This is a genomic window from Marinobacter halodurans (assembly GCF_004327985.1).
Lineage (GTDB): Bacteria > Pseudomonadota > Gammaproteobacteria > Pseudomonadales > Oleiphilaceae > Marinobacter_A > Marinobacter_A halodurans.
Genome location: NZ_SJDL01000013.1, coordinates 74,181 through 90,420, shown reverse-complemented (window position 1 = coordinate 90,420; position 16,240 = coordinate 74,181). Strand labels below are relative to the sequence as shown.

Annotated in this window: 19 protein-coding genes; 3 read left to right on the top strand and 16 right to left on the bottom strand. The window is 62.8% G+C overall.

From position 1 onward, the window contains the following. Positions 1–8: 8 nt before the first annotated feature. Positions 9–866, top strand: a complete 858-nt coding sequence (locus tag EZI54_RS10480) for a rhodanese-like domain-containing protein (RefSeq protein WP_131481729.1) — start codon at positions 9–11, stop codon at positions 864–866. Between the two features lie 18 nt (positions 867–884). Here the strand turns inward: EZI54_RS10480 and EZI54_RS10475 are convergent, their stop codons facing one another. The 4 genes from EZI54_RS10475 to gabT all read right to left on the bottom strand — a co-directional run bounded on the left by EZI54_RS10475 (position 885) and on the right by gabT (position 4,705). Next, complete coding sequence (locus EZI54_RS10475; RefSeq protein ID WP_131481727.1) at positions 885–1,832, bottom strand: 5-oxoprolinase subunit C family protein; 948 nt, start codon at positions 1,830–1,832, stop codon at positions 885–887. Continuing rightward, the gene (pxpB, locus tag EZI54_RS10470; RefSeq protein WP_131481725.1) at positions 1,829–2,509 is read right to left on the bottom strand and encodes a 5-oxoprolinase subunit PxpB; all 681 of its coding nucleotides are present in this window, start codon (positions 2,507–2,509) and stop codon (positions 1,829–1,831) included. Before pxpB ends, EZI54_RS10475 begins: the two co-directional genes overlap by 4 nt. After that, positions 2,506–3,243 (bottom strand): 5-oxoprolinase subunit PxpA, encoded by a 738-nt coding sequence (locus tag EZI54_RS10465; RefSeq protein WP_131481723.1) that lies wholly within the window; start codon positions 3,241–3,243, stop codon positions 2,506–2,508. Before EZI54_RS10465 ends, pxpB begins: the two co-directional genes overlap by 4 nt. Before the next feature lie 181 nt (positions 3,244–3,424). After that, a complete protein-coding gene (gene gabT / locus EZI54_RS10460; RefSeq protein ID WP_131481721.1) occupies positions 3,425–4,705 on the bottom strand; it encodes a 4-aminobutyrate--2-oxoglutarate transaminase in 1,281 nt (426 codons plus the stop codon). 420 nt (positions 4,706–5,125) lie between these two features. Between gabT and EZI54_RS10455 the strand changes: the two genes are divergently transcribed. Then, complete coding sequence (locus EZI54_RS10455) at positions 5,126–5,479, top strand: hypothetical protein (protein ID WP_131481719.1); 354 nt, start codon at positions 5,126–5,128, stop codon at positions 5,477–5,479. A 57-nt stretch (positions 5,480–5,536) separates the two neighbouring features. Here EZI54_RS10455 and hemH read toward each other — a convergent pair whose 3' ends face one another. The 6 genes from hemH to EZI54_RS10425 form a co-directional block, all read right to left on the bottom strand. Continuing rightward, the gene (gene hemH, locus EZI54_RS10450) at positions 5,537–6,628 is read right to left on the bottom strand and encodes a ferrochelatase (protein WP_131481717.1); all 1,092 of its coding nucleotides are present in this window, start codon (positions 6,626–6,628) and stop codon (positions 5,537–5,539) included. Between the two features lie 73 nt (positions 6,629–6,701). Continuing rightward, positions 6,702–8,480: a SulP family inorganic anion transporter gene (locus tag EZI54_RS10445; RefSeq protein ID WP_131481715.1), complete on the bottom strand. Its 1,779-nt coding sequence runs from the start codon at positions 8,478–8,480 to the stop codon at positions 6,702–6,704. 17 nt (positions 8,481–8,497) lie between these two features. Continuing rightward, a complete protein-coding gene (locus EZI54_RS10440; RefSeq protein ID WP_131481713.1) occupies positions 8,498–8,932 on the bottom strand; it encodes a protein tyrosine phosphatase family protein in 435 nt (144 codons plus the stop codon). 98 nt (positions 8,933–9,030) lie between these two features. Then, positions 9,031–9,474 carry a YeeE/YedE family protein gene (locus tag EZI54_RS10435; RefSeq protein WP_131481711.1) on the bottom strand — a complete coding sequence of 148 codons (444 nt, stop codon included), beginning with the start codon at positions 9,472–9,474 and terminating at the stop codon, positions 9,031–9,033. Continuing rightward, positions 9,474–9,911, bottom strand: a complete 438-nt coding sequence (locus EZI54_RS10430; protein WP_242674416.1) for a YeeE/YedE family protein — start codon at positions 9,909–9,911, stop codon at positions 9,474–9,476. Before EZI54_RS10430 ends, EZI54_RS10435 begins: the two co-directional genes overlap by 1 nt. Then, a complete protein-coding gene (locus EZI54_RS10425) occupies positions 9,908–10,231 on the bottom strand; it encodes an ArsR/SmtB family transcription factor (RefSeq protein ID WP_131481709.1) in 324 nt (107 codons plus the stop codon). Before EZI54_RS10425 ends, EZI54_RS10430 begins: the two co-directional genes overlap by 4 nt. 520 nt (positions 10,232–10,751) lie before the next feature. Here EZI54_RS10425 and EZI54_RS10420 point away from each other — a divergent pair. Then, entirely contained in the window at positions 10,752–11,210 is a 459-nt protein-coding gene (locus EZI54_RS10420; RefSeq protein ID WP_131481707.1) for a phasin family protein, read from the top strand. 39 nt (positions 11,211–11,249) lie between these two features. On the opposite strand, the gene EZI54_RS10415 is transcribed toward EZI54_RS10420, so the two are convergent. From EZI54_RS10415 to EZI54_RS10390, 6 genes are all read right to left on the bottom strand, one after another. Next, positions 11,250–11,876, bottom strand: a complete 627-nt coding sequence (locus EZI54_RS10415) for a TetR/AcrR family transcriptional regulator (protein WP_131481705.1) — start codon at positions 11,874–11,876, stop codon at positions 11,250–11,252. 27 nt (positions 11,877–11,903) lie between these two features. Then, positions 11,904–12,716, bottom strand: a complete 813-nt coding sequence (gene xthA / locus EZI54_RS10410) for an exodeoxyribonuclease III (protein ID WP_131481703.1) — start codon at positions 12,714–12,716, stop codon at positions 11,904–11,906. A gap of 107 nt (positions 12,717–12,823) precedes the next feature. After that, on the bottom strand, positions 12,824–13,582 hold the full coding sequence (locus EZI54_RS10405; RefSeq protein ID WP_131481701.1) for a hypothetical protein: 759 nt from the start codon (positions 13,580–13,582) through the stop codon (positions 12,824–12,826). Continuing rightward, positions 13,579–14,103: a DUF2878 domain-containing protein gene (locus EZI54_RS10400; RefSeq protein WP_131481699.1), complete on the bottom strand. Its 525-nt coding sequence runs from the start codon at positions 14,101–14,103 to the stop codon at positions 13,579–13,581. The genes EZI54_RS10405 and EZI54_RS10400 overlap by 4 nt, the downstream gene beginning before the upstream one ends. Further along, positions 14,100–15,362, bottom strand: a complete 1,263-nt coding sequence (locus tag EZI54_RS10395) for an SAM-dependent methyltransferase (RefSeq protein WP_131481698.1) — start codon at positions 15,360–15,362, stop codon at positions 14,100–14,102. Before EZI54_RS10395 ends, EZI54_RS10400 begins: the two co-directional genes overlap by 4 nt. Next, the gene (locus tag EZI54_RS10390) at positions 15,350–16,240 is read right to left on the bottom strand and encodes a DUF1365 domain-containing protein (RefSeq protein ID WP_341352851.1); all 891 of its coding nucleotides are present in this window, start codon (positions 16,238–16,240) and stop codon (positions 15,350–15,352) included. Before EZI54_RS10390 ends, EZI54_RS10395 begins: the two co-directional genes overlap by 13 nt.

The window sequence follows — 16,240 nt, the reverse complement described above, 5'->3', positions numbered from 1 at the left end:
ATCTGTAAATGAAGCCGGGCGTTCGACTGGCCAATCTGTTGCCGGTTTGTTTTATGGGTGTCCTTTCCGCCTGGTCCCTCACGGCGATGGCCCAGGGTTATTCCGGTGAATGCCGGGCCGAGAAATCCTATCTGGCCCAGTTGGGGATTCAGCCTGATTGGCCAGGGAGGGAGCGGAGCTCCCAATGTTTCGTGTCGCTGGATCCAGAAACCGCCGAGGCGGACCTGATTGTCGATGTGCGCCCGACCGATGACTTCAAGGCGGCGCATATCGCGAGTTCGGTTAACCTGAGTCCAAACGAACTGCTCCACAGCAACTTGCTGAAACACCAGCGGCTGCTGGTCGTCGATAAAGGATTCCAGACCGATGCCATGGCGGAACTTTGTGCCAGGGCCGAGCAAGCCGGTGTGAAAACGCTCAGCATCCTGAGATACGGCCTGGCGGGTTGGGTGGCCTCCGGTCGTTCATTGGTGGGGCAACCGGATGCCATCAATGAGCTGAACAGGGTTTCCAGCGAAGAGTTTTCGGCATCTATGGCCAGCGACGATCTCAGGTTGATCGTCAATACAAGCGACAAGTCCACTCTGGAGAAAATCGAAGCGCTCCGCCGATTGAGCGATAGAACGACACGGAGTCGTGAAGAAAACCTCCAGAAAGTACTTCAGGATATATTGATAACGACAGGCGATAGCTCAAAAATCCTACTGGTCGGTTTTGATGACCAAGCGGATGATCTTGCCTCGAAATACCAGGCTGTCTTCAGTTTTTCGGACAGTTTAAGGGACCTTCGCATCCTGATGGCGCGTCAAGAGGACATTGCCGGGAAGCGGGGCCAAATTCCCCAGCGATACCGATGTGGCGGGTGATCGTCGGTCCATGAATGGTTAACGCCAGCGCAGGGTACGGCTGTCTGCCCACTCCGTCCTCCCAAAAAACGCCTCAAACACCACCCGCTCACACTGCACGTTGGCCAGCTCCGCAAACCGGAAACGGACTTCCGTATCCGGTTTGCGCTGGCAAAGTCGACTGCAATCCAATGCCGCCACTGTCCCGATCTTGGGGTAGCCGCCCATGGTCTGGCGGTCGTTGAGCAGGACGATGGGCTGGCCATCGGTCGGGATCTGGAGGGCGCCGAGGGCGATGCCTTCGGACAGTAGGGTCATGTCCGGGGCTTTGATCGCGGCGCCGGACAGGCGGTAGCCCATGCGATCGATCTGCTGGGTGACGGTATAGGGTCTGGTGGTCAATGTACGGCGGGCATCATGACTGAAAGCCGTGTGTTGATACCCCGGAATCACGTTCAGGGTCAGCGGGGCGGCGTAGTCCGGCAGGAACGGTTGGGGGACATGCCGTTCCGGGGCGACGTCTGATGAGGTCGCTTCGATCAACTGGTCCGGTTCGATGACGGTCAGGCCCGGCAAGCCTTCCCGGGGCGTCATGGATCGGCTTTGGCATAGCTCGTTGCCCTGCCAGCCGCCAGGCACCGCAATGTAGTTGAGCAGGCCGTTGGACGGGGGTTCCAGGCTGATGGTGTCGCCAGCGTGTAAAGTATGCGTGCGCCAGAGCGACTGGCGGCGATCGTTGATGAACAGGCGACTTGCCGCACCGGTGACGGCGATGCTCATCGTGCCGGTGGCCTCGGCGCTGAATCCGCCCATCAGGACTTCCAGGCAGGCGCTGGTACGGGGATTGTCCAGCAGTTTGTTGGCCCAGCGGAACGCATGCAGGTCGGCGGCGCCACCCACCGCCAGTCCCAGGTGTTGGCCGTGGCGGCGGCCCTCGTCCTGGAGTGTGGCGCGCAGGCCGGTGTCGTGGACTTCCAGGCCGCTCACAGCTCACCTCCCTGGTCGACGAACTCGTCACGGGATATGGCCCTGAAGGCGACCCGATCGCCCGCCTGGAGCAGCGACAGGCGCTCCAGTGAAAACAGCTGGGTGGGGCAGCGGCCAATGATGTTCCAGCCGCCGGGCGACACCGAGGGGTAAACCGCGGTCTGCTGGTTGGCAATGCCGACGCTCCCCGCGGGTACGCGCTGGCGCGGCGTGGACTTGCGGGGTGTGGCGATGGACGGATCAACCGTCCCCATGAAGCCGAAGCCGGGGGCGAAGCCCATGGCGAACACCCGGTACGTCGTGGCGCTGTGCCGGACGATGACGTCCTCGATGGTCAGGCCGGCCCGTTCGGCCACGGCCTCGAGGTCCAGGCCGACCTCGGGGTGGTAGTAAACCGGTAGCTCGATCAGGCGGCCCTTGTCGCGAGGTGCAGACGTCCCTTCGTCGATCCCTGCAAGGATGGGTTCGATCCCAGCGACCACCCGCCGGAAATCCACCTTGTGCAGGTCATAGACCACCAGCAACGTGGTGTAGGCGGGCACCTGGTCGATGATCCAGTCACCGAGTTGCGAGGCAATCCGTGCCTGGGCGGCCAGGATCCGGGGTGTTAACTGCTCATCCAGCTGGTCGCCAAAACGGATCAGCACGCTGTCTTCGGAGACGGGCTCAATGCTCACGCGGCTTTTCCCAGCGCCTCGCGTATCGCCTTCACAGCGGCCACGGATTCCGGGTTGTCGCCGTGCACGCAGAGGCTGTCCGCAGGCAGGTCAAGCCACTGCCCTTCCACACTCCGGACGCCGCCCTGTTCGGCGAAGCTGCGGGCCTGGGCGACGATCGTGTCGGTATCGTGGTGGACGGCGCCGGGCTGTCGCCGCGACACCAGCTGGCCTTCGTTGTCGTAGGCGCGGTCGGCAAAGGCTTCCAGCCAGAGCGGAACCTGGTGTTGTGCGGCGAGCGCCCGGTGCTCCCCATGCAGGCGCGTTGTGGGAATCATCAGGGGCAGGTCGGGGCTGTAATCGTGTACTGCCTTCAGGACCGCTTCGAGGATGGCCGGGTCTTTCATCATGTCATTGTTGAGGGCCCCGTGGGGTTTGACGTAAGCCACCCGCTGGCCGACGGCCTGGCAGATGCCGTCGAGCGCGCCGACCTGGTACCAGATCAGGGCGTGGATCTGTTCGGCGGTGTGGGGGATCGAGCGGCGACCGAAACCCTGCAGGTCGGCATAGGCGGGATGGGCGCCGATCGCGACACCGTAGCTCATGGCCAGGCGCACTGTCCTGACCATGATGTCCGGGTCGGAGGCATGAAACCCGCAGGCGACGTTGGCCATGTCGATCAGGGGCATGACCGCTTCGTCATTACCCATGGTCCAGGTGCCGAAGCTTTCGCCGAGATCGCAGTTGAGTTTCAAGGTTATCTCCTTCGGCGGTGATATAGCCTCAGGATAACAGGCCCTACGGTGGGGTAAAGCAATGTTGGCCGCAGGAAACTGGCAGGCCGTGATTGCCGGATACGGGTCGACACAACGGCGGAGACAGGATCAGGCGTGCCGGGCGGAACACCCGAAGGTGCCCGCCCATCGTCTCGTCACATCAGGCTTCCAGCTCGGCCAGGCTTTCCTCGATGATGGCCAGGCCTTCCTCAAGCACATCGTCTTCGATCGTAATCGGCATCAGCACCCGGATCGAGTTGCCCCAGAGGCCGCAGTTGAGCAGGACCAGGCCTCTCTCCTTGCACTTCTTCACCAGCGCGCCGGTCATTTCCGGCTCCGGATTCCGCGAGACCTTGTCGGTCACCAGCTCAAAGGCCGCCATCGGCCCCAGGTGGCGGACGTGATCCACGTGCTTGAACCTGTCCTGCCACTGGAGGAAGCGTTTTTCCAGCTTGTTGCCCAGGACCACGCTCTTCTCGAGGATGTCTTCTTCCTCGAACACCTCGAGCACCGCCAGTGCCGAGGCGCAGGCCAGCGGGCTGCCGCTGTAGGTGCCGCCCAGGCTGTTGGGGCCGGAGGCATCCATCATGCGGGCATTGCCGACGACGGCGGAAACCGGCATACCCCCGGCCATGCTCTTGGCCATGGTCATGATGTCCGCCTTCACGTTGCTGTGCTCGATGGCGAACATCTTGCCTGTGCGGCCAAAGCCGGACTGCACTTCGTCCACGATCAGGGCAATGCCGTGGTCATCGCAGATCTTGCGCAGCGCCTGCAGGAAGCTCGGGGGGGCAATGTAGAAACCGCCTTCACCCTGGACCGCCTCGATGACGATGGCTGCGACATCCTTGGTCGGGATGTCCGTCTTGAACAGCATGCGAAGCGCATCCAGCGCGTCTTCCTCGGTGATGCCGTGGTAGGGAATCGGGAAGGGCGCACGGAAAACACCGCCCGGCATGGGGCCGAAGTCATGCTTGTAGGGCAGTACCTTGCCGGTCATGGCCAGGGTCATCAGGGTGCGGCCATGATAGCCGCCGTCAAAGCAGATCACGCCGTGGCGCCCGGTGGCGCAGCGTGCAATCTTGACGGCATTTTCCAGCGCTTCCGCACCGGCGTTGAACATACAGGCTTTGGCTGAATCCCCGGTCACCGGGGCGATCTTGCACAGTTTTTCAGCCAGTTGGACGTAGGGAGCGTAGGGCATCACGGTCTGGCAGGTGTGCATCACCTTGTCCAGTTGGGCCTTCACGGCGTCCACCACCTTCGGGTGCCGGTGGCCGATGTTGAGAACGCCGATACCCCCGGCAAAGTCGATCATGCGTTTGCCATCAGCATCCCAGACTTCCGCATTCTTCGCCCGGTCAGCGAACTGATCGTTCGGACTGGCAGCTCCGGCCGCGACGTACTTTTCCTTGAGGGCTTGCAGTTCAGCGTTGTTCATAGGCGTTCTCCTGATTGGCATGCCGTGGCGAACCGGCACGTTCATGGAAGACGGAATGGGCCTCCATTCCCGAGCGACTTGTCACTCTATGACAGACTTATCCCGAACTTTCTCCGTTACAGCTTATAACTTAGAGGTTAAACCCCCGGTTTTACCACCCCCCGATGCCTATTTTTCTGTTCGTACGCCGTTCGAACCCGGACCACTTTTATCAGTGCAATCAGGTCAGGCGCCGGTCATATCCCGTTGAAACGCTGTCATATCGGGCCACAGCCGGGTTCCCGACGTGAAGTCGATGCTTTTGCCCATATAGTGGACAGTACAAGAAAGCGTGATCAGGACGATCCGTGACAACAACGAGATGAGTTGGATTTCTTGTTGATCGGGCCCGAAAGCGGCCCAGGCAAAGGAGGCTCAACGATGAGCATTGCAGTAAACCGGGTTATCGGGTTGACCGAAGAGCGTCAAATGGAGGCGCGTTACGGCGTGGCGGATCTGCACATCCACTGGCGCGAGGATGTCGCTTCCCAGCGCCAGACCGATCCCAATGGTCAGGCGCATCTGGCTCCGCTGGTGAGCTGGACCCACAAGGGCCGGACCTATCGTTACGTCCCCCGGCTGACCTTTCGCATCGAGTTTCGCTCGTTGCCGGCGATCCTTCGCCAGTGTGGGTTACAGGAACGTCAGTACTTCGTGGTGGATGCCCTGGCGTTGTCCCGTGAGATAGGCGGGCAACTGGCCAGCTGTGGACGTCTCCCGGATGCCGTGTCCTAAGCACTGAAACGAAAAACGGAAGCCGCCCGGCTTCCGTTTCCCTGGGTGTCCAGTCATCTACTCTGCGGCGCCGAGAGCCTTCGCCCGCTGCGCCCGATCCCGCAGGGCCTTGGCGCCGGGGCTGCGCAGGGACCAGCCTTTCAGGTTTTCCTCGATCAGCTGCTCGAGGGCGTCGATGTGCACATCCTCGGCGTTCAGCGCCGGAATGTACTGGAACCGCTCGCCGCCGGCGGCCATGAAATAGCCGCGGTTTTCCTGGTCGATTTCCTCGATGGTCTCCAGGCAGTCGGCGGCAAAGCCGGGGCAGAACACGTCAATGGATTTCACGCCCTTGTCGGGCAGTGCCTTGAGCGTCTCGTCCGTGTAGGGCCGGAGCCATTCCTCGCGTCCGAACCGGGACTGGAAGGTGGTCATGTAATCGTTCTCGCCCAACCCCAGCCTTTCGGCCAGCAGCCGCGAGGTCTTCAGGCATTCGCAGTGGTACGGATCGCCGTTGAGCAGGTAGCGTTTGGGAACGCCGTGGTAGGACAGGATCAGCTTGTCTCCGGCACCGTGCCGGGCGCGGTGGGCTTCGATATGACGCGCCATCGCCTCGATGTAGGGCGGATAGTCGGGATAGTGGCTGATGAAGCGGAAATCCGGCAGCCAGCGGCGCCGGTTGAAGTCGGCGCTGATGGCATCGAAGGTAGAGGCCGAGGTGGACGCCGAATACTGGGGGTACAACGGCAATACCAGCAGCTTGCGAACGCCGGCCTGTTGTAACTGCTCCAGCACCGATGCAATGGACGGGGAACCGTAGCGCATGGCAAAGGCCACCACCACGTTATCGCCGTAGCGGGCCTGGAGGCGTTCGCGCAGCATCTCGCACTGGTTGGCGGTATGGATCAGTAGGGGCGATCCTTCCGCCGTCCAGACCTTGCTGTAGGCCGCGGCGGAGCGCCTGGGCCGGATTCGCAGGATGATGCCATTGAGGACCAGCCACCACAGCAGGCGCGGGAATTCGACGACCCGGGGATCGGACAGGAATTCCTTCAGGTACCGGCGCAGGGCTGGCGCGGTCGGCGCGTCCGGCGTGCCCAGGTTGGTGATCAGAATGCCGGTTTTCTGGGGTTGCTGGTGTTTGAATCCGGTTGGACCCTGGTAACGCATGGCGTGTTTCCGTCAACAATCGCAAGTGGGTGGTGCCGCAGGAGCTGTTCCTGCAGCGAAAGCTCCAGATACGTCAGTGTGCGCCGGAAGGATTAGCGTTTTCGCTGGATGAGTCAATGGTACTCGTCGATAGCGAGTGTCTATCCGTCAGCGTTCGCCAGGCATCGAAGGTGCTGAGGAAGACCTCGCCGGACAGGTTCTGCAGGAAGCGTGTGCGCCGCAACCGATCCATGACGGGGCCCTTGACCTCGGTCAGATGCAACCTGACACCGGCGCTCCGCAGGCGCGTGTTGATCGCTTCCAGCGTTTCCAGTGCTGAGGCATCGATGGTGTTGATGCCGGTACACATCAGCACGAAATCGGTGGCTTCCGGGCGCTGGCGCACCAGTTCGCTGACGCAGTCGTCCAGGTATCGGGCGTTGGCGAAGTAGAGGGTTTCGTCCACCCGCAGGATGACCATCTGCGGGTCGGTTTCCACCGTGTAGCGCTGGTGGTTGCGAAAGTGCTCGGTGCCCGGGATGCGGCCGACCACGGCGACATGCGGGCGACTGGTGCGGTAGAGGTACAGCATCAGGGAAAGCGCCACGCCGGCGAGGATGCCCGGGATCACGCCGGCGAAAAGCGTCAGTAGCAGGGTGGTGAGTAACGCCAGGCCATCCTGGCGGGAATAGCGCCAGGTATCGGCCAGTGCACGGAAATCGACCAGGGTCGTGACGGCAACGATGATGATGGCGGCCAGCGTGGCCTTGGGCAGGTAGTGGAACAGGCCCGTGAAGAATACCGTTACCAGCGCAATGCCGACGGCGCTGAAGACGCCGGCCAGTTGGGTCCGTGCCCCGGCTTCGATGTTGACCACGGAACGGGAAAAACCACCGGCCACCGCAAGCCCGCCGGACACGGCCGCGGCCAGGTTGGCGGCACCCAGGCCCATGAGTTCCTGGTTGGCATCCAGCCGCTCGCCGCGTCGTGCTGCGATGCCGTGGGCGATCGAGGTGGATTCCACGAAGATCACCAGGCTGATCAGGAGTGCGGGGACCAGCAGCACCTCGACAAGCGGCAGGTCGATGGCCGGTAGCGACAGATCCGGCAAACCGGCCGGGAGGTCGCCGATGACCGCCACGCCGGCGCCGTCCAGATGGCTCCGGGCCGTGACGACAGCCGTCACCACAACCACCAGCATGGGGGCCAGCCGGGCCAGGGTGGAGGCAATCCCGACGGGCAGTCCCATCGCCACAAGCAGGCGCTGGCTATAGCGGCGAGCCAGCAACAGGAAGACCAACGAACCGATGCCGATCGCTGCCGTTGCCTCGCTGAAACGTCCGAGGCTGTGGGCGATCGAGGATACCAGCGACGGAACGGTGCTGCCCCCTGAAGGAATACCCAGCAACGTGCCCACCTGACTGAGCATGATGATCAGCGCCGAGCCGGATATGAACCCGGAGATGACCGGATGGCTGATGAAATTGGCCATGAACCCCAGCCGCGCGACGCCCATGATGAAGAGGATCATCCCGCACAGCAGCGCGAGCACCAGGGACCCGGTGGCAAAATCGACCACCCCCGCCGCCTGGATGCCACCGACCGTGGTGGCGCTCATCAGGGCGATCAGGGCAACGGGGCCCACCGCCAGGGCGCTGCTGCTGGCAAACAGGGCATAGCCGATCGCCGGCAGGATGCTGGCGTAGAGGCCGGCCTGGGCGGGCAGGCCGGCGAGCAGGGCGTAGGCCAGTGACTGGGGGATGACCAGCACCGTCATGATGCAAGCTGCCAGCAGGTCCTGGGCCAGCGTCGTCCTGTGGTAATCACGCAGCCAGCCGATCGGCGGCAGTATCGTGGAGAGTCGTTCCCTCATCGCCGCCCGGTCCCGGGTCAGCCTTTGCGTTCGGCGGCAAGGCGGAGCATTCGCTCACGCTGCTTGCCAAGATCGTACCCCTCCGCGCGGGCGGTTTGCAGAAGCTTGTCGATATTGTGCTGACGGGCGCGGGACAGGGCCCAGAGGGTGGAGCAGCGGGTCCCTGTCCGGCAGAAGGCCAGGATGGGTTTGGATGCGGTTTCCAGCACGGGCGCGAATTTTTCCACGTCGTCATCGGTGACGTTGCCGGATTGCACCGGGAGATAGACCCATTCCATGCCATTCTCACGCGCGGCCTGGGCGATGTCGTCGGTGGCCGGCTGATCGTCGCCTTCGCCATCGGGTCGGTTCGATACCAGCGTCTTGAAACCGGCCCGGGCCGCTTCCGCCACATCCTCTACCGTGATCTGGGGCGCAACCGTCAGGTCGTCGTCGAGTTTGTGCAGTTCCATGACAGTCTCCTGTTGAATGCTTGCCGGGCGCGGCATGACCGCCGGGCGGGTTTATGCCGCGAGAGTAACACGAGTGGGGCCCTGCTGTACGCGACGCCTCAGGAACCGACGGTCCTGTGCTGCCGCTGTTCCAGGGACTGGAAAACCTGGAACAGGACCATGCCGCCGACCATCGCCACCACAAAAATGAGCGCCTTGGCCTTACCGGCGCCAAGGGCCACCATCGCCGGGCCCGGACAGAAGCCGGCCAGCCCCCATCCCACGCCGAACAGCAGGCCGCCGATCACGAGCCGGCGGTCAATGACGGTGCTGTCCGGCAGTCGCATGGGGTGGCCCAGCAGGCTGGTCCTGCGCCGTCGCGCCACGGTAAAGCCGAACAGTCCCACCAGGATGGCACCGACCATGACCAGGGCCAGGGACGGGTCCCAGGCGCCGGCCAGATCCAGGAAACCCAGCACCTTGGCCGGGTTGGCCATGCCGGAGACCAGCAGGCCAAGCCCGAAGATCAGGCCGGACACGAAGGCAAAGAGCAGCGTACGCATCAGACACCTCCCAGCACATGGCGAACGACGAAGACGGTCGCGAACCCGGCACCCATGAACAGCACCGTGGCAACGAGCGAACGGGGTGATAACCGGGACAGGCCGCAGACACCGTGGCCGCTGGTGCAGCCGGACCCCAGTCGGGTGCCGAAACCAACCAGCAGTCCGGCGACGATGAGCAGGGGCGTTGACGCCTCGATCTGTATGGCGGGCAGGGCGGCCAGTGCGAGCCAGAGCAGCGGCGCTGCGATCATGCCCAGCAGGAAGGCTGCCCGCCAGGCACTCTCGCCACGGCTCGGAGTGAGCAGCCCGCCGAGTATGCCGCTGATACCGGCGATCCGGCCGTTGATCAGGATCAGCAGCACGGCCGCCAGGCCGATGATCAGGCCGCCAACCAGGGCCGATACCGGTGTGAAGTGAGCCCAGTCGATCATCATGGTGTGATGTCCTCCGCACAGAACAGGTCGTAGAGTTGCTGGACCATGACCAGCACCTTGGGTTCGTCGATCCGATAGAACACCTGCTTGCCCAGCTTGCGCGGTGCAATCAGGCCCTCCCGGCGCAGGATGCCCAGCTGTTGGGAGAGCGAGGGCTGGCGGATACCGGTCGACGCCTCCAGGTCGCTGACGCCCAGCTCGCCCTGGCTGAGCTGGCAAAGCAGCATCAGCCGGTCGGCATTGGCCAGGCTGCGCAGGAACTGACTGGCGCGGTCAGCCGAGGCCCGCATTTCGTGGATATCGATAGCCAGCTCGCCCATCGCCGTGTGTCCCCATGTCTGGTTAAAGGGTAGACAATTAATGATTAAGTATAATATATAATATTGGTGTGCGACGGCAAGCGATGGAGACCGAAAAACCGATCGAGGGGCAGAAAAAAAGCCCGGCACGGGAGGCCGGGCAGAGGCGTGCGAGTAGTATCCATGAAAGACTTCCAGACAAACCGGCATCAGCAGGGATACCGGTAAGTTCAGTATTGTTTATATTTTACACATCTCAAGTTTTTGGCCGCTTCGATTGAAATTATTTTCTTCTAACGAAATGACTCTTATAGCGTGTCGAAAGATCAGTGCTGGCGCGGCTTCTCGGGCGATCGGCCTGTCTTGTGCCGACGACAGGCCCGGCGCTGCCGAGGGGCGTTCCACGGGGGAGCGAACGGTCCCCACAGGGCCTGATTCTGTGCGTTGGATGTAATACAATGAGACCCGACGAAAACAGGCCGGGAATGGCATTATTCAGAACGGTCTTTACAATCCGGCCGTGCTGTTGGAGCAGGTATCTATGAGTAGTGACAGCGACAAAGAGAAGGGCAACGACAACGGCAACGACAACGACCAGGAGCGCGATGCCCAGTTGGCGGATCGCATCAAAGGGTCGGCCCGACAGATCTGGCTGGCGGGTCTGGGCGCGTACACCAAGGCGGAGGAAGACGCCGGCCGTTTTTTCGATCGCCTGGTCCATGAGGGCGAGGAACTGGAAAGCAAGACCCGGGGGGTGGTCGAGCGGCATGTGCGTAACGTGGAAGGGCACGTCGAAGGGGTAAAGGAGCGGGCCAGTGGCACCTGGGACCGCCTTGAAGGCCTGTTTGACCAGCGCGTATCCGGTGCCCTGCGTCGACTCGGCATCCACCGCCGGGAAGAAATCGAGGCGCTGGAAGCCCGCATCTCGGCCCTGGAAGCCGAGCTCAAGGCTGTGCGTGAGGAGAAGGCGCGCAGGCAAACCCGCAGCGAAGAGGAATAGCCGCCGATTCGCGGGCGTTGTTCCTGCGACCTTCCCGTATTACAGGTAATCCTGCGCCATCAGGCGGGCCTGCTCGGCCGCATCGTCGGTCAGGTAGGGCGTGATCAGGTTAATCATCTGGAACACGCCGCGCCCCAGGTCGACGTTATCCTTGTTATTCAGGTGCGACAGCAGCTCGAAGCTGACCCAGTAACTCAGGGTCAGCGTCAGCTGTTCGCACAGGGCATCGAGTTCGTGGTCGTGGATGGCCATGAAGGACTGGCGGCGCAGACTGCTGCAGAGCGTCGCGAACGCACGGCGCTTGAGCTTCAGGATGTTGCGGAACCGCTTCTGCAGCGAGTCGTAGCGCGACAGCACGTTGACCAGGTCCTGGTACAGAAAACGATAGCGGGCGATGGCCTCGAACGTCAGGTGCAGGAAGATGCCCAACTGTTCCAGGCTGACGTCCACATCTGTTGGTACTTCCAGCAGATCCAGCAATTCCTCCTCGTAGCGGCCAAACAGCTCGCCGACGATGTCGCCCTTGCTCTTGAAATGGTAATAGAGGTTACCGGGGCTGATCTCCATCTCATCGGAGATCAGCAGGGTGGTGACATTGGGTTCGCCCACCATATTGAACAGGGTCAGGCTGGTGTCCAGAATCCTGTCGCGGGTCTTCACCTTCATGGCAGTTCCGTAGCCCGGTCTGGCGGATCAGAGGTCGAATTCGGCCCAGATCGGGCAATGATCCGAAGGGCGCTCCATGCCGCGGATGTCGTAGGACACACCCGAGGCTTTCGCCTTGGGCAGGAGCCCGTTGCTGGCCATGATCAGGTCGATACGCAGGCCGCGGCGCGGGTCGCGCTCGAAGCCCTTGCTGCGGTAGTCGAACCAACTGAAGGTGTCCGCCTCTTCCGGATGCAGGTGACGGAAGACGTCGGTCAACCCCCAGCTTTCCAGCGTGCTCATCCATTCCCGCTCTTCCGGCAGGAAGCTGCACTTGCCGGTTCGCAGCCAGCGCTTGGCATTGTCGGCGCCAATGCCGATGTCCTGATCCCGGGGTGAAATGTTCATGTCACCCATGACAATCACCGGGTCGTCGGGTTTGGCGACTTCCGCCAGGTAGCGGTTCAGGTCGGCATAGAACTTTTCCTTGGCCGGGAACTTTACCGGGTGGTCCCGGTTCTCCCCCTGCGGAAAGTAGCCGTTAATGACGGTCAGATCTTTGCCGCCGATGTTGAAGCGGCCGGCGATCATGCGGCGCTGGGCCTCGCCATCGTCCCAGGGATAGCCTTTCTGGATGCATTCGGGCTCATGGCGGGTCAGCAGGGCGACGCCGTAGTGCGTCTTCTGGCCGTGAAAATAGACGTCGTACCCCATGGCACGGATATCGTCGGCCGGGAATTCCTCGTCGGTCACCTTGGTTTCCTGGAGACCGATAATGTCGGGGTGGTAGGTATCGATAACAGCCTGGAGCTGGTGCAGGCGGGTGCGGATACTGTTGACGTTGAAAGATGCGACGATCATCGGCTGACTGTCTGTCCTGTTCGGCGGATGGTAGGTGATGACGCGAGTCTACCACAGCGGCCGGCGGGACAAAGGGTCGAACTGCCCGACCTGTGACGCCTTGCGGATCAATTGGCCTGGGGCAGGAGCGGACAGGGAATGTCGCCGCCGGGGTAGCGCAACTGGACGTTGTAGTTGCGATCCTGATCCCGGCGGATATTGCCCAGGCCGACGTAATCGGTCAGGCGCCCCTGGTCGTCAAAGCCCAGGATGATCGGGTCGACGGCCCAGCGCAGCAACACACCGGTGGGGCGCATGTTGATGACCATCGGGGCATCGACGGCATCGCTGGTGGTCGGCTCGGCGACAAACCCGTAGGTTTCGCCCCGGGTTGGCGCCAGGAAGCTGAATGCCACGGATTGTCCCTGTTCCAGCGAGGCCCAGTGATCGCGAATGAAGTGCACGAAGCCGGCGTCAATGACGGTGTCCCGGTCGAGCGGCACGACGAAGGTCTCCTGCTCACCGGTGGGTGTCTGCCAGCGCAGCCGGGCCTGCCGGTCGTTCACATTGCGGATCATCAGCCGCTCATCGAAGTTGGGCTGGGAGAAATCCACGGTTGGACGCCAGGTCGATTGGGAGTAATCGATCTGCTTGCGGGCGAAGGTGTGATTGAGCCGCCCCAGTGACTCGTCGAGGGCGACATAGTCGACGCCGTGTGTCCGCGGCACGAAGTGACCATTCCGGCACTCGCCGTTCACCGTGTGATGTTCCTCGTACAGCCGGATGCCATCGTCACCGGTGGCCGTCCCGGAGAACCGGTACTCAGCCGGCCCGTCAGCGCCCAGGCACAGGGCCGGAACCAGGAGCAGGGACGTCAGCTGTTTCATACCAGCGCATCCTCCCGGACCGTATGCTGGCGGACTACCATCAGGAGTGGGAACAGGACCAGCCAGCCCAGCCCGATGGCGATGAGGCTGATGGTGGGCTCTGGCAGCGTAACGGCGCCCAGTTTGGCCGCGCTCCAGTAGGCGAACGGCCCTGCGAAGGGCGGCAGCGCCACCATCAGGCTGCGGTGCTCACCCAGCCAGGCCAGCGAGTGGCACAGCGTGGTCATGAACAGGGCCCACAGCGCGACCAGCCAGAGCGGGATCCAGAGCGGCTGCCCCTCCGGGCAGACAAGGAGACCGGCGCGGAACCAGAGACCGTCCAGCAGGGTGCCGAGCAGGGTACCGATCAGGATGAAGCGCGCCTCGCCCATCGGTGACCGGCTGATCACGCCCAGATGCAGCGCCAGTATGAGCATTGCGGACACCACCGCTACGGGCCCTGGATAGACCACGCAGACCAGCCAGCCGGCCTGGAACAGGACAAAGTTCAGGCCATTGTGGAGCGGCCCCCGGTTGTTCATGGCGTCAGTCGCGGGTCCTGTTTGTTGCCGGGCCTGGCGAACAGGATCTGGGACACGCCGATGGCCCGCTCGGAGAAACCGGCTGCGCAGTAGCTGAAGTAGAAGTCCCAGAGCCGGATAAAGGCCTCGTCATAGCCCAGTCCACGAATCCGGCCACGGGCCGCCATGAAGCGCTGGCGCCAGTCGCGCAGGGTGCGCGCGTAATGGAAGCCGAAGTCCTCGCTCTGGATCATCACCAGGTCGCTCTGGCGCCGCACCGAATCCAGGATGGCGCCGAACGACGGAATGAAGCTGCCCGGGAAGATGTAGCGCTGGATGAAGTCCACGTTGCGCAGGGCCCGGTCGTAGCGTTGCTCCGGCATGTTGATCGCCTGGATCAGCGCCAGCCCGTACGGTTTCAGGAGATGGCTGATCTGACTGAAGTAGCTGTCCAGGTACTGCGGGCCGACGGCTTCGATCATCTCGATGGACACGAGCTTGTCGTACTGGCCGGTCAGGTCCCGGTAATCATCGAACAGCAGGGTGATGCGGTCTTCCAGGCCTTCCCCGCGGATCCGCTCCAGCGCCCGGTCGTGTTGTTCCCGGGAAATGGTGGTCGTGGTGACGTGGCAGCCGTATTGACGGGCGGCGTGCAGGGCGAAACCGCCCCAGCCGGTGCCGATCTCGATCACCCGGTCCTCTGGTCCCAGACCCAGCTTGCGGCAGATCAGGTCCAGCTTGAACACCGCGGCTTCATCCAGACTGGCAGTGACGTCCGGATAAACGGCGGACGAGTACATCATTGTCGGATCGAGAAACATCTCGAACAGCGCGTTGCCGAGGTCGTAATGGGCCTGGATGTTCTTGCGTGAGCCTTCGCGGCTATTGCGGTTGAGCCAGTGCAGGCCTTTCAGCGCCGGCTTGGTGATCCAGTTGAACCGGTCCTCGAAGGCGTTCATGCGATCGATGTTGCGGGTGAAGAATCGCAGCAGTGCGGTCAGGTCCGGTGACGTCCAGTCGCCGGCGACATAGGCCTCTGCGGCGCCGATGCCGCCACCGGTGAGAATGTCGCGCCAGGCCGAGGCTTCATGGATGCGGATCTCGGCGGGCGGAAACCGGCTGTCTCCATCGCCGCAGATGGTATCGGCGCGGCCCGTTTCCCTGATGGTCAGTACGCCAGCCTCGAGCTGCTGAAGCTGGCTGATCACAATCCGGCGGGCCCAGTCGCTGGCCAGCGAAGCGCGACGGGGCTCAGTGGTGGTGCTGTTCAGGTTCTCCATGAGCTTACCTTTCCTGTTCCGGGTACGGCGTCATCAACCCGTTCGCCGTGATCGTCGTGGCCCAGCCGGTAGGCCGGGTCCTGCCGGTCGAGCTTGTCGGGGTGGGGCTGGAAAACCGCCCCCTTGAGCTTCAGCCTCAGGGCGTGCCAGTAGATACCGGCGGCCACCTTAATGGTTTCCAGTGGAAACCGGCGAATGTGGTTCCGGACTGTTTTACGATTGAAAGGAGTGCGTTGGACTTCCAGTGTCGCGTCGAAAACCCTGTTTCCGTCACGGCGCACATTCATGTGGATGCGCAACTCCGGTCCGCGGGCACTGAAAACCCAATGGTATTCCTGGTCCATCGGGTTGTAGGGCGACACGTGGAAGCGTTTGTGGAAGCGATACTGCTGTGTGTGCCATCCCGACCGGCTGTTCTGTTGCGGGGCGCCCTCCAGGCAATAGACATGGCGTTCGTGCCACGGTGTGTTGGTGATCTGGGCGGCAACGACCCGGGGCAGGTCGCCGTTTTCCGGGCTCGCCTCGGGCGCGTAGCAGCAGTAGAAGCTCACGGGATTGAAGATGTAGCCCAGGTAGCGGGGATGGGTGATCAGCTCGATCCGGCCGTCCGGACGCCAGCCCGTGGCGGCTTCCACCTGGTCCTGGACCGCCTGTTTCAGGTCGGGCGTTGCCGGTGCCAGGTAGTCGCTGCGGTGCAGTGACAGCCAGTTGAAGCGGCCGACGGAGAACAGCCGGCTGATACCGCCGATATGCGGCCAGTCATCGAGATCCAGGGCCAGCAGCCCGGTCCGGTACTGGAACTGGTGGCTGACGGGCCGCAGCCGGCGATGGCGTATGCGGCCGGCCAGCCAGGCGCTGTGGAGTCGTGCGTCCATCAT